Annotated in this window: 13 protein-coding genes; 4 read left to right on the top strand and 9 right to left on the bottom strand. The window is 47.5% G+C overall.

Annotated elements, in window-relative coordinates:
- Positions 1 to 1,490: ComEC/Rec2 family competence protein (locus QUA38_RS15245; protein ID WP_333163091.1), on the bottom strand; the 1,490-nt coding region annotated here is incomplete at its 3' end.
- Positions 1,491 to 1,704: 214 nt separating this feature from the next.
- Entirely contained in the window at positions 1,705 to 2,184 is a 480-nt protein-coding gene (locus tag QUA38_RS15240; RefSeq protein WP_333163089.1) for a DUF4079 domain-containing protein, read from the bottom strand.
- A gap of 253 nt (positions 2,185 to 2,437) precedes the next feature.
- Between QUA38_RS15240 and QUA38_RS15235 the strand changes: the two genes are divergently transcribed.
- Positions 2,438 to 3,484, top strand: a complete 1,047-nt coding sequence (locus QUA38_RS15235; protein WP_333163087.1) for an endonuclease/exonuclease/phosphatase family protein — start codon at positions 2,438 to 2,440, stop codon at positions 3,482 to 3,484.
- A gap of 829 nt (positions 3,485 to 4,313) precedes the next feature.
- Here QUA38_RS15235 and QUA38_RS15230 read toward each other — a convergent pair.
- On the bottom strand, positions 4,314 to 4,652 hold the full coding sequence (locus tag QUA38_RS15230; protein ID WP_015176985.1) for a DUF1815 family protein: 339 nt from the start codon (positions 4,650 to 4,652) through the stop codon (positions 4,314 to 4,316).
- Between the two features lie 156 nt (positions 4,653 to 4,808).
- Between QUA38_RS15230 and QUA38_RS15225 the strand changes: the two genes are divergently transcribed.
- The gene (locus QUA38_RS15225; RefSeq protein WP_333163085.1) at positions 4,809 to 4,937 is read left to right on the top strand and encodes a hypothetical protein; all 129 of its coding nucleotides are present in this window, start codon (positions 4,809 to 4,811) and stop codon (positions 4,935 to 4,937) included.
- A 32-nt stretch (positions 4,938 to 4,969) separates the two neighbouring features.
- On the opposite strand, the gene radC is transcribed toward QUA38_RS15225, so the two are convergent.
- The 3 genes from radC to QUA38_RS15210 all read right to left on the bottom strand — a co-directional run bounded on the left by radC (position 4,970) and on the right by QUA38_RS15210 (position 7,141).
- Complete coding sequence (gene radC, locus QUA38_RS15220; protein ID WP_333163083.1) at positions 4,970 to 5,701, bottom strand: RadC family protein; 732 nt, start codon at positions 5,699 to 5,701, stop codon at positions 4,970 to 4,972.
- 122 nt (positions 5,702 to 5,823) lie between these two features.
- Positions 5,824 to 6,450 carry a hypothetical protein gene (locus QUA38_RS15215; protein ID WP_333163081.1) on the bottom strand — a complete coding sequence of 209 codons (627 nt, stop codon included), beginning with the start codon at positions 6,448 to 6,450 and terminating at the stop codon, positions 5,824 to 5,826.
- A 448-nt stretch (positions 6,451 to 6,898) separates the two neighbouring features.
- The gene (locus tag QUA38_RS15210; RefSeq protein WP_333163079.1) at positions 6,899 to 7,141 is read right to left on the bottom strand and encodes a hypothetical protein; all 243 of its coding nucleotides are present in this window, start codon (positions 7,139 to 7,141) and stop codon (positions 6,899 to 6,901) included.
- Positions 7,142 to 7,380: 239 nt separating this feature from the next.
- Here QUA38_RS15210 and QUA38_RS15205 point away from each other — a divergent pair, with 239 nt between their 5' ends.
- Both QUA38_RS15205 and QUA38_RS15200 read left to right on the top strand, forming a co-directional pair.
- Positions 7,381 to 8,397, top strand: a complete 1,017-nt coding sequence (locus QUA38_RS15205; RefSeq protein WP_333163078.1) for a succinate dehydrogenase/fumarate reductase iron-sulfur subunit — start codon at positions 7,381 to 7,383, stop codon at positions 8,395 to 8,397.
- A gap of 94 nt (positions 8,398 to 8,491) precedes the next feature.
- The gene (locus tag QUA38_RS15200) at positions 8,492 to 8,680 is read left to right on the top strand and encodes a chlorophyll a/b-binding protein (RefSeq protein WP_333163076.1); all 189 of its coding nucleotides are present in this window, start codon (positions 8,492 to 8,494) and stop codon (positions 8,678 to 8,680) included.
- A gap of 234 nt (positions 8,681 to 8,914) precedes the next feature.
- Here QUA38_RS15200 and QUA38_RS15195 read toward each other — a convergent pair whose 3' ends face one another.
- The 3 genes from QUA38_RS15195 to QUA38_RS15185 form a co-directional block, all read right to left on the bottom strand.
- The gene (locus QUA38_RS15195) at positions 8,915 to 9,535 is read right to left on the bottom strand and encodes a pre-peptidase C-terminal domain-containing protein (RefSeq protein ID WP_333163074.1); all 621 of its coding nucleotides are present in this window, start codon (positions 9,533 to 9,535) and stop codon (positions 8,915 to 8,917) included.
- A gap of 204 nt (positions 9,536 to 9,739) precedes the next feature.
- A complete protein-coding gene (locus QUA38_RS15190) occupies positions 9,740 to 11,188 on the bottom strand; it encodes a trypsin-like peptidase domain-containing protein (protein WP_333163072.1) in 1,449 nt (482 codons plus the stop codon).
- 109 nt (positions 11,189 to 11,297) lie between these two features.
- A partial coding sequence (locus tag QUA38_RS15185; RefSeq protein WP_333163070.1) for a 2OG-Fe(II) oxygenase occupies positions 11,298 to 12,047 on the bottom strand: 750 nt, incomplete at its 5' end.

Below are 12,047 nucleotides of genomic sequence, written 5' to 3'. Positions count from 1 at the left end.
GGAAAAATCAATCCAGCTAAAGCGCTAACCATCCCCCCAATACTCAAAATCCACAGCAAAGGAGCCGCAATAATATTAACTAAAATGCTGTAAGGTGATACCACACTAAAAACATAAAGTAACAGCGGCAGCACCCAAACTGAAGCGGCTATCGGAACCACAACAATCGAAGCGATCGCGGGCGGCATCCAGTCCAACTTTGCCATCAGTGGCAGCGTTGTCACGATTAACCCTAAAGTTGCCAAAAAACTCAGTTGGAAACCTAAATCCCAAATCCACAAAGGGTTAACCAGCAGTAAAATAGTAGCAGCAATTAACAGCAATCCCAGCGGCTTAACTTGGCGGCTCAGCACCAAAGCAAATAGTGTTCCAAATCCCATCAAAGCGGCGCGGCATACTGATGGTTCAAAGCCAGTTAGCCCCACGAGCAAAAATAAAGCACCGACGCCAAAGCTAAATTGCAATTGTTTGGAAAAACGCCTGGTTAAAGCTAGAACTAACGCCAAAACCATCGAAACTTGAGTGCCGGAAGCTGCGATCGCGTGGGCCAATCCAGCCTGCACAAAATAGTCGCGGATGTTGTAAGGTAAATCTACTGCTTGTTTGCCGAGGGCGATCGCACTGATCAAGGGCCCTTCGGGAACATTTAACTGCGATAGTTGCGATCGCACGATCCGCTGCCGCATCGCTTGAATTTTCGATGGCTGCATCCCGCTTGGCTCCAAGAAAGCAGCCGTTTGGCTGTTAACTCGATTTACATCCGCGATCGCCTTTTCTCTCTTCCAGTCAATTTGACGCCCTTTGAGCCCTACAAAAGCCCCTTCTCTGGCTAAATATGCTTGAAAATTAAAAGCCCCCGGATTCGACGGCGGCTGGGGTTTGTACAAGGAACCCACAACTGCGATCGTATTGTCGGCGTACAAACCCGTTGCTTGCAGCAGCGGCACTGTAACGTAGAGTTTGCCGGATACTGGGCGGTTTACAACTGCTCCTCCCTCGCCGCCGTTGATTTCGCTAACTAAATCTGTTTCTAGCCAAAATTGCGATCGACCCGATAGAGTCAATCGAGGCGTACTGACAACTCTACCGCGAACTGTCACCGCCACTTCTTGAGTGTTCCCAACCGCCGGAATCAGTTTGCTGATGTCATCTATTGCCGGTTGGGGCGATCGAACTGCAAAATAAACGCTAGCTAGAAATGCCACCAAACCCGCCACCGCCCACACCCATTTCGCTCTCGGCAGCATCTCCAACAAACTCAATTCTTCCCTCGCATCTAAGGGTTCTTCAAGAGCATTTTCTTTTTGTCGGCTGCGTCTTTTCTTAGTAACTTTGACAGAATTTTTAGTATATTTTCGCAACAATTTCGGCAGGGCGATCGCTACCGCTATTCCCAAAGCAAGTATCGCGTATCTACCCCAAGAAACCGCTGTAGAAATCAATCCCAAAATGTAGGCAAGACAGAAGATGACACCCGTTGCTTGATTCATTAATTATTAGCAATTTAGAGGGGGAATATTTCAGGGAAACCTATGCAAGACTTATGCACTCCTTACCAAAGAAACCGGGTTTTTCAACCGGGGTAAAGGGCTAAATGCCGTGAACTTGGGTAAAAAACCCGGTTTCTGGCTACCCGTGCGTAAGTTATGGCAAAAATTCTTTCCTTACATTCTTTCCCTTCCCCTTCCCCTTCCTCTTCCTCTTCTAAATAGACAGCCCCAATTTTAAACCGAAAGCCGCGTGCAGCACCATAAGTGCTAAAGCCGTCGTGCCTAAATAAGCGTGAACTGCGCGCAGTGCCAGCTTATTGCCCCCAAAACCCGTCAGCGAAATCAAGCTGCCAATAGCCAGTAAAACCAGCACTGCCGAACCCGTCCAAAAATGCGGGCTTTCCATGACTGGCTGGTGCTGCATCACCAGCGACAGCAAGCCGCCTGTATAGCCCAAAGCTAGAAACAGAAACATCCACGGTGCAAGCTTGCGGTGATCCGAGCGACTTTTGAGTGCGACATCTTTATCGGTGGCCAAACGTCCCTGCCATCCCGTATACCCGACAAAACTGCCCATCGCCACTACCACGATCCCCATCATTACAGGGTGTCCCCAATGGGTAATTGGTTCGGGAATTCCCAGACTGCGAAATTGACTGGCGATGGGTTCTAGAAGTTCGCTGAGATTGATCATTTGCTTGAGATTCCTAACTTGGCGATCGCTAATTTTGGTTTAACCAACAACTTACTCTAAATAGCAATATTATCGATCGGGATTTTCAATCACTGTTTCCAGCCAGAAGTCTGTATAAAATAAAAGAGCCGGACACAGGAGAAGTGTATTCCCTAGGCTCAGCAGGGGAGCGGCCATTTCAGTTAATTTGAGCTCAGCAGTATCCAGTTTTTTGTCCCCACACCAGTAAGAGGATGCTATTGCAGACGGCGCTATGATTAAGCCTTACCGATTTTTGCAGCGAATTGTTCAACTGCTCGCCTACGCCTACTCAGCACTGATTGTCAGCTATCTGATTCTGAGACTGATCTTTTGGGACAGGCTGTGGCCGATTGCCTTGATGGGGGATTTTGTTCCTTGGATTTTCTTGCCAATCTTCCTGCTGCCACTTCTAGGGTTTTTTATCATAAAGAAACGCCGGTTCGCGATTGTTTCCTCTGTGGCGGGCATCTGTTTGCTGGGTTGGCTACACGTCACCTACTTTTCTCCCCAGCCGGCGAACATTAGTGACTCCCAGCCAACCCTCAAGGTTTTTTCTCTCAACCTCGGCTGGCATCACAAATCCCCACAAGCTTTGGTTAACCTAATTGAGGAAGAAAAACCCGACCTCATTTGTTTGCAAGAAATTAAAGAGGATTACGCCAAACAAGTATTTTCTAAGTTGGCTGCATTATACCCGCACCACCTGGGGCGCGGATACCATGTGATTCTCAGCAGATATCCCATTCGCTCTTTCCAAAAGTTAAAGCTAGCAGGTGGGAACGAACCACAGGAACGAGCTGTTATCGACATGAACCAGCAAGATGTAGTTCTTTATAACATTTCAACAACGCCACCGTGGTTTCGCCAGCATAAAATTTTGCCTTTTCTCAAAATCCCAGTTTACGAGTACGGCGACCGACCAGCACAAATTCAAGATTTAGTGCGGCGACTCCAGAAAGAAACGCTGCCGACTATTGCGGCCGGGGACTTTAATCTGACTGACCAGTCTCAAGACTACTATTATTTGAAAGCGGTTATGCAAGATGCTTTCCGAACAGCAGGACTGGGTTTTGGCTTTACTTTTCCTCACGGGTGGGATCTGAGTTTACTGGTTAAACAGTTAAACTGGAAATTAAATTTTCCCCTCGTGAGGCTTGACTATGTTTGGTATTCTCACCACTGGGGGGCAAAATCAGCCAAGGTTTTACCGCCAATTGGTTCAGAGCATCTGCCGGTGTCGGCCCAACTGGGGATGCAACCGGAAATTGGACGAGTGTAGGGGGTTGGCAACACTTTGGTGGGGCGACCACAAGGGCATTGGTGTCAATTTAAGCTCCGGCCTGTGATGCTGTTGGCGAATCCGTGAAGGGTGACACCTTACATTTGCTCCCGTCGCACCCCTCTTCGATCATTTCCGGTAATTACCCGCAATTAATTTTTCTTTCCCTGTTCCTCTTTCTTCTTCCTTCTTGGCGTACTTGACATCTTTGCGGTTCATGATTAAAGCCCCAAGGAAACAAAGTATTGATTCGCCAACAGTCTCATGGAATTCGCGGGTATCCAAACAAGGAATTTTAGACAAATGAAGATGTTTCCAATCAAGCCCAGACGACTAATGGCTGGAATTAAGCCTTACTGGCTTTGCAGTTGACTCCTGAATCGCCCGTAGGCCATAGCCCCCAGTCTGCGCTTCGCCCAATCTTCACAGCCTCATCCTCACTCTGGATGTTAAATTATACCGGCCTGCTTAAAGTTAATTTCAATTCCTTGACTTGTGAATGCCAAAGGGAGAAATTAACATCGCAGCCAACGAGCAGTCACACTTCTACATTTTGCTAATCGCTCTCAAGGGAGAATCAAATTCTGGAAAAAAACTAGAGGTTCCAAGTTTGAGACTTCTTGCATAAAGTATGCCGTCTGCCCAGGCTCACTTCGATCGACTGAGCGCTAAACCGTCTGAAGGCAGCCTGATAGCACCCTTGTCTGTTGAGCAGCCATCGCTGTCTACCTAAATGAACCCTCTCGACTAACTCGCTGGGGATTCGGTTTTAGCAGACAAGCACTGCCTTTCTTGCGTCGCCTTCCTCGGAACCGCGCAATCGCTAAAATCACTGCGCCGTCGCTAAAGTAGCTTCCGAAGGTTGGATTTGATACTTTACGAGATTTGCCAGTTCTTGTAACTGATTAATAGCTTCTGCACCTTCTAGTTTCATGAGTTCGCGGTCGTCCCGCATCTCAGTCCAAGTGATACCGTAATCTGACACTAAAAATCGAATCAGATGGTTGTCCGTCAAACTGACCATAAATGAGGCACTGTTCATCTGACCCCCGCAAGTGTAGCAGGATGCCAGATAACCCCGATGCTCTAGCACGATCGCTAAAGCTTGGAGGTTCATTACCAAATCTTGAACGAATTTACGGTGTTGTTCTGCAAGTCTCAGAAACACAGTTCTCCTCCTATCACCACACCGTGTATTTTACATCCCATTTAATAATTTCTTAATAACTGGGTATTTAGGTGCTGGTTCAGTATAAGTTTAGTATGCTCAAAAAAAATCGGATTAGCGACCTCTTCAGCCTACTTATACTAGATTAACCGAGTTGTGCTCGAAACGCAGTATCAGCAGCGACATTCAGCCAAAACAGGCTATCACGGGGGACTCCAGCCGGAAAATTTGCCTGCTGTCAGGGCTGATTCAGCCGTCGGAGAGTCCAAAGATACAAATAACTAATGATAGTAATGAAATTAGTTAAGTATAAGAGTTCAATCGCCCTGGGGATACTCGTCCCAAAGCGTCGTCGTCTGCCGCAAGCTCCGAAAATCCCCGTTACCCAAAATCAAGTGATCCAGCAGCGGAATCGACAAAAACTGCGCTCCCGCCAGCAACTGTCGCGTCAAAGCAATATCCTCTGGGCTTGGTTCCACAATCCCGGAGGGGTGATTGTGCGAGATAATCGCCCGTGTCGCCCCCTGGCGGATCACCTCGCGAAAAATATCCCGTGGGTGAGCCAAAGTTTCCGTTGCTGTGCCGATTGTAATTACCTGAGTACCCAGCAGCCGATTTTTCACATCCAGCAGCACCACAGCAAAACGTTCCTGAGACTGCCACATTAAATCCTGACTCAGGGCATCTGCCGCCGCTTGCGGAGAGTCAACCACAGCCATTTCCGGCGGCCGCGACTGAAACACCCGCTTCCCCAACTCCACCGCAGCCAAAATCGAAGTTGCCTTGGCAGGGCCAATCCCGTGAATCTGCGTCAACTCCTGAACGCTAATACTGCGTAGCACAGCCAGAGGCTCGCGCTGGTGCAAACTCAACTGATTTAAAATATACTGTCCGAGCCCGACGGCGGAAAGTTTGCCTGGTCCCTGACCAGTACCCAGGAGAATCGCAATCAATTCTGCAGTCGCCAAACTTTTCGGGCCGCCCGCCATCAGCCGTTCCCGTGGCCGTTCACTCGTTGGCAAATCGACAATTCTCAAGCTGTAAGTCATAGCTGCACCCGCACCGCAAGCTCAACAATTACACAATTTTAGCCGATCAATTTGCGTTCTTCAATTCGTACTATCACCGAAAAAAGCCTTCATCATTAACCGAGGCTGTTGGCAGATTAAATCTAAGGCAGCGTTTCGCAAGCGATCAAGTCTTGATCGCGATCGAGCTTAAACGGATCGCCCGGATATGCCTCTAACACTCGCTGCGCTTCGGCTTGACTCGAAAAGTCAGAACAGTTGCAATCCGAGTTAACGCAACTCGGAAAATCGGCACTACTTTTAACCTTGGGTTTAGAAGACTCGTAAATAACTTTCTTGGTATCTTCCTTTGGCGGCTGTGCATCAAGAGCAATCTCTGCGGTTCGTTCAACAGATTTGACTGAAGATGGCAATTTGCGATCGGACTCTGGTTTGGCAAGTGCAGGTGCGGGAGTAGAAATGGCAGGTTTCGGTGTTGGTGTCGGCGTTTTCACAGTCTCCGGCTTGGGTGTCGGCACTGCCGAAAGCAGTGAGGGCTTAGCGGTTTGAGATGATTCTAGTCGATCGGTTGGGGCCGGAAGCGCCACTGAAACTTCCTGAGACGGAGGGGGTGCGGTGACGCCAACAAGTACAAACGAAGCCGCCATCAACCCGCCGTACATCGCGATCGATCGCTTGCGGGTTGGTGCGGCCACCCATTTCGGATTAACAATACCCAGAAAGAAGGCAGGGATCGACAATAGAAAGCTTAAGACGAAAAAATTAAACATAGCCACTTTTACCAGTAAACAAGAGAAGTAATCCAGCACGCAAAAATCGGGTTTCTTTTACCAAAATCCGAGGTTAAGCACGAAGGATATCTGTTTAAACAACCCGATTTCTTTAATCCCTGTGCGTAAATCCTGAGAAGTTAACTTCCTTATTTATCCGCCGGCAAACTCACAAATCCCTATGATTTACGACGTAAACTAGAACGTTGGACATCAGACCCTGCTGCAATCCGGTTTCTGAGTGTATTTCTCCTTACTAAAACCACGATTTTTTCCTACAGTTCGCGATCGCACTCCGACGCCTATAAACCGGGGTTTTTAATTGCAGTAAATGAGTAGAACCAAATATTTTTCTTAAAAAACTAAGTTTCTCGCCCCAACTGGCCGTAAGTCCTGGTAAAATTTCTTGTAATGCTGCCAAAAAAGTGAAATGCATACCCAGCTACCTTCAGCGCAAAGGTGCGCTTACCCTAAATTCTGGCCATTCAGTTGAGGCCAGCAGCCCCGATGAAGCTGCTTGCAATGGCTTAGGTGCTGTCACCCCAAGCAAAACGAACGAAACTGCCATCAAGCCGCCGTACAAGGCAGCCGATCGCTTGCGAGTTGCCAGTCCCACCCATTGAGGATTTAGCAGACCCAGACAAAAAGCCGGTGTGGAAAACATGAAAGTTAATACAAACAAGCTGGACATCACGCACCTCCGACTACCGAATTGCAGCGATTAATTACTTTTATCTCCAATTAATAGCTCACAAATCCGCTTAAAAAAGTGGTAATTTAGGATTTATAACTTGAGAATTATTCATATTTATCAAACAATAATAATTTTTTTTAAATCTCTAACTTTAGGTAGTGGTTAAAAATAATAATAGCTTTCTAAAAAGGTCAAATATTTAGCTTAAAATAGAAACTAAATTCCTTACTCAAAATATGAAAGTCCGCTTTAATGTAGTGCGCCAAAATCAAAACGAGGCTCCCCGGGTTCACACTTACACCCTAGATGTGGAAGAGAGCAATACCATCCTCGACTGCCTCAACAGTATTAAGTGGGAACAGGACGGCACTTTAGCTTTTCGCAAAAATTGCCGCAATACAATTTGCGGCAGTTGTTCGATGCGAATTAACGGTCGATCGGCATTAGCTTGCAAAGAAAATGTGGCAAGCGAACTGGCAAGACTGCAAAAAATAGCCGATTCCAGCTCAGCAGAAATACCTACCGATTTCATCCCAGAAATCACCGTCGCCCCAATGGGAAATATGCCGGTTATTAAAGATTTGGTTGTTGACATGACCAGTTTTTGGGACAACCTAGAATCAGTTGAACCCTATGTCAGCACAGCCTCGCGAGCAATTCCAGAACGCGAATTTCTGCAAACTCCAGAAGAGCGATCGAAACTCGACCAAACCGGCAACTGCATCCTCTGCGGCGCGTGCTATTCTGAGTGCAACGCCCGCGAAGTCAACCCGGAATTTTTCGGCCCCCACGCCCTCGCCAAAGCTTACCGCACGATCGCCGACTCCCGCGACAGCGAAACCGAAAATCGGCTCGAAAAATACAACGAAGGCACCGCAGGTGTCTGGGGATGCACCCGCTGTTACTACTGCAACTCGGTTTGTCCTATGGAAGTCGCGCCGATGGATCAAATTGGTAAGATTAAACAGGAGATTCTCGATCGCAAAGATGACCAAGCGAGTCGATCGATCCGCCACCGCAAAGTTTTAATCGATCTCGTCAAAGAAGGCGGCTGGATAGACGAGCGCAAGTTTGGCATAGAAGTAGTAGGAAACTACTTCCGCGACGTTAAAGGTTTGCTGAGTCTGGGCCCGTTGGGTTTGAGAATGATCGCTCGTGGCAAGTTCCCGCTGTTTTTTGAGCCTTCAGAAGGTACCGAAACCGTGCGAAATCTGATCGAATCGGTTCAAAGTTTAGAAAAGTCAGCAGATTAGCGATCGGCTGTCATTTTCCTGGTAAATTACAAGTTGTGCGATCGCAAAGCTTCCCCAAAATCATCACTCAAAACTCGAAACTTAAAACTTTTAAATGACTCCTCAAACTCCTCTATCCCCAAAACCGACAACCCCAAATACCCCAAAACCAGAACCAGCCTTTGGGTGGAATGCCTATGCAGAACAAATCAACGGAAGATTTGCGATGGTGGGATTCGTGGGACTTTTGCTGCTAGAATTCTTCACACGCCAGGATTTTTTTACCTGGCTGGGTTTTCGTTAAATTAATTTAAATCAAGAAGGGAAGTTGAAAATTTATCGCTCTTTCAGCTTCCCTTCTACTTTTAAGAGTTCTTTAAAATACAGTTTATCAAATTATAAATGCAAAATTATGAGTTTTCTAGTTTCAGATAACATAGGAAGGTACCAACGTCGATCGCACTTACTTGTAGTGCGATCGTCCTAGAATTATAGGGACACGGCATTGCCGTGTCCTGACTCCGAAGTTTCGTTTAAACTAATTTCCAGTTGTTTCGCGGACGGTCAAACTGTACTTGCCTCTACCTTTTGGAGGCGGATCGTAAGCATTGACAATAACCCGGTAGCGACCGTTCGCAGACAAGGTAACAGTAAGCTCTGAATTGGAATTTTGCTGCGTGGCATCATCATTTTCTGCAAGTAGCTCGCCCTGGGAGTTGAAAATAGCGAGATAAGTATCAAACTCGGTACTTTCTACGGTAACAACAACTTTCTGACCCTGAGTGCCTTCAAAGGTATACTCGTCGTACAAACTGCTGTCCGAAGGCAGTACAGAAGACTTAGCAGGGCTGAGTTCTCCGTTTTGCTCTAAAATAACCTTAGATGAACCCGCATCAGGACTCGGCGGAGGTTGTAAAGTTGGGCTTTGAGTTGGCGAACTCTGTGGTGATGGCGACGGTCTGGGGCTTGCTTGCGCTAAAACAGCCTTGTCATTCGGCTTCGCGTTAGGTAAATTTTGAGGAATTTCTCCTGAAATGAGGGTGGAAATACTGTTAGCAACTCCACCTGAATTTGAAACTGGCAGGGAGAGAGTCGGCTTACCTGAAAAAGTAGCTACCAGAGCAATTGGCGCGATCGCCCAAAATCTAACTTGACGCATGAATTACCTCGATTTGCAACGAAGAAGGAAGTTCGGCAACGGATGAGTGTAACGGATTTAACGGATGGAAGAAGGAAGTTCGGCAACGAGCAATGTACGGGATTTAATGGATGGAAGGAAGTATTAAGAAAAATAATTCGACCAATTCCCAATTACCAATTCCCCATTACCAATTCCCGATTACCAATTACCAATTACCCATTTTCACCGGACAGTTAGAGTGTAACGACCCCGGCCCGAAGCATCGTAAGCATTGACAATTACGCGGTAGCGACCCGTAGCGGGCAAAGTAACGCTTAGAAACGCATTTTTAGTCGAATCGCTCGCATCGTCATTTTCTGCCACTAATTGGCTATTAGGGCCAAAGATAGCCACATAGGGATCAAAATCTGTGCTTTCGAGGGAAATGGTTACAGACTGACCCGATCGACCTTCAAAAGTATACTCGCGATACAGACTGTTGTCAGACGGCAATACTGGGCCGCCTGCGACTAAAGCGCCTTCTTCTTCCAAAATCGCCCGAGAAGGCGCGGTAGGAGCACTCGCTTTCAGTTCTAACGTATAAGCCCCTGACTGCCTAGCTTCGTAGGAATTTGCCACTAACGTGTAAGTCCCGTCTGCAGGCAGCCTGACTGTAATTCTGGCGTCTTTACTGCCTGCCCCGTCATCGTCTTGCGCGATTTCGCGCTGGTTGGGCCCGAGCAAAATTAAATAAGGGTCAATTTCTTGACTTTTCATTTCTATTGTGATTTGCTGGCCCGCTTTTCCCTCAAAGGAGTAGAGGTCAAAAAAGCTGTTGTCTGCGGGCAGCACGCTAGACTGGTTGGTGAGTTTGCCACTGAGGGCGGGCCCGTTTAACGCAACTTTTTGAGGTGATTTGTTGCCAAAGGGCGATCGGGTTTGAGCCACGCGGGGAGCTCGCCCTTCTCGTACGGCTGTCAGGAAAGCGGGTACTTTGTCTGCTGAAATTGCAAAACCGATACCGATATTACCTCCGCCCCGACCGCGAGTAAAAATAGAAGTATTGACGCCGATTAATTCTCCTGAACTGTTGAGCAGTGGGCCTCCTGAATTGCCGGGATTGATGGCGGCGTCGGTTTGAATTAAGCCTCGCTGCTGGTCGATGCGGCTGACGATTCCGACTGTAAAAGTACCTTGAAATTGACCGAAGGGATTGCCGATCGCAAATGCTTGTTGCCCGACTTTCACCGAACCGGGACGGGCTAAAGGAATGGTGGGCAAATTATTTTGACCGCGAATCTTAACCACGGCTAAGTCTAGACCTTCTTCACCAAATCCGACGACATCAGCCACAAGTTTTCTGCCATCTGACAAAATGATATTGACCGTACCGCCTGCGGCAACAACGTGGGCGTTCGTTAACACCATGCCGTCGGGGCTGATAATTGTGCCACTGCCGTTAGATTTATCTGTATCGACGGTAACAACCGCCGGACTTGCCTTTTCGTAGACCCGAATATTGGTTTGTTCTTCGACATTTTGGGCGATCGCACCTTGGGAATGCACCGAGTTAAATTCCGTTAAATCTGTTGATTGCTGCACAGGGGATGTCGTAACAACCGCAGCAGTGCTGGCTGTTACCCCAACCGTTAAAATTCCCGATACTGCTAAACTTAGAAGTTTGAAATTCATGGCTATCGATTATTATTTAGCGATCGGTAGCTAGCAATTAGGTTTGGTCGCTAACCGCTAACTACCTTCTGTAATTATTTTAGGACTTGCACCACGGTAGTGACTCTCCTTACGCCGATTCTGCAATTGGGGAATCTGAATCAGCAGCTAAATACTTAAAATTAGCTTGTCGCACCGCAGCGTCCTCATTGCCGTAGAAAAAAGACAGCAAAGCAAAACGCTGGCCGCTAATCACTGGGGTCGCTTCATGCAGCAAAGAACACGAAAAAATAATCGCCGTGCCAGAATCGCCTTTATAACCGTGCGGCGCGTACTCTGGAAACCTTAAAAATCCCCCCGTGTACTCTCCCACATTCAAGTTTAGCGTCATCGCAAACCTGCGGTGCAGCGTAGCTTTGCTAGTGTTGTCGCGGTGCGGCCGAAAATAACCGCCGCTGTCAGCATCGTAACAACCTATCAAATACCGTTCAAACCTAGTGATTGTAAACTGAAAAGCTTTCTCTACTTCCGGTCGCACCCGGCGTAGAATAATCGCATTCAATTGTCGCTGGAAATCCTCATCTTGAATAAAGAAATCTCGGCGCTTCTTAAAAGTGTCGTCGTGCAAGCCAACTGTTTTCCCGTCTATTTGCCTCATAAATCCCGAGGGACTGCCACCATTAGCTTTGTACATATCGATCAAATTGCGGCAAGAAGCTTTGTCCAAAACGTTAGGAATTACCAACACCGGGGCGTGGCGAGTGGCCGATCGCGCTTCCTCAATAGGGGGCAAGGTTTTGAGAAAATCTAATACTTGCTGGGCGTGTTGGTGCGGTTCGCCCATCGGCAAAATATTAATTACCTGAAGGTTTTCGTTGAG

Origin of the sequence: Microcoleus sp. Pol12B4 (genome assembly GCF_036701385.1) — a bacterium.
GTDB lineage: Bacteria > Cyanobacteriota > Cyanobacteriia > Cyanobacteriales > Microcoleaceae > Microcoleus.
The sequence above is the reverse complement of the archived record's forward strand: the minus strand, read 5'-3'. Positions and strand labels throughout refer to the sequence as shown.

Coding starts and splice junctions, on each gene's coding strand:
- QUA38_RS15200 (WP_333163076.1), top strand. CDS start 8,492: ATGACTCCTCAAACTCCTCTATCCCCAAAACCGACAACCCCAAATACC.
- QUA38_RS15205 (WP_333163078.1), top strand. CDS start 7,381: ATGAAAGTCCGCTTTAATGTAGTGCGCCAAAATCAAAACGAGGCTCCC.
- QUA38_RS15235 (WP_333163087.1), top strand. CDS start 2,438: ATGATTAAGCCTTACCGATTTTTGCAGCGAATTGTTCAACTGCTCGCC.
- QUA38_RS15195 (WP_333163074.1), bottom strand. CDS start 9,535: ATGCGTCAAGTTAGATTTTGGGCGATCGCGCCAATTGCTCTGGTAGCT.
- QUA38_RS15190 (WP_333163072.1), bottom strand. CDS start 11,188: ATGAATTTCAAACTTCTAAGTTTAGCAGTATCGGGAATTTTAACGGTT.
- QUA38_RS15215 (WP_333163081.1), bottom strand. CDS start 6,450: ATGTTTAATTTTTTCGTCTTAAGCTTTCTATTGTCGATCCCTGCCTTC.
- QUA38_RS15240 (WP_333163089.1), bottom strand. CDS start 2,184: ATGATCAATCTCAGCGAACTTCTAGAACCCATCGCCAGTCAATTTCGC.
- QUA38_RS15210 (WP_333163079.1), bottom strand. CDS start 7,141: ATGTCCAGCTTGTTTGTATTAACTTTCATGTTTTCCACACCGGCTTTT.
- radC (WP_333163083.1), bottom strand. CDS start 5,701: ATGACTTACAGCTTGAGAATTGTCGATTTGCCAACGAGTGAACGGCCA.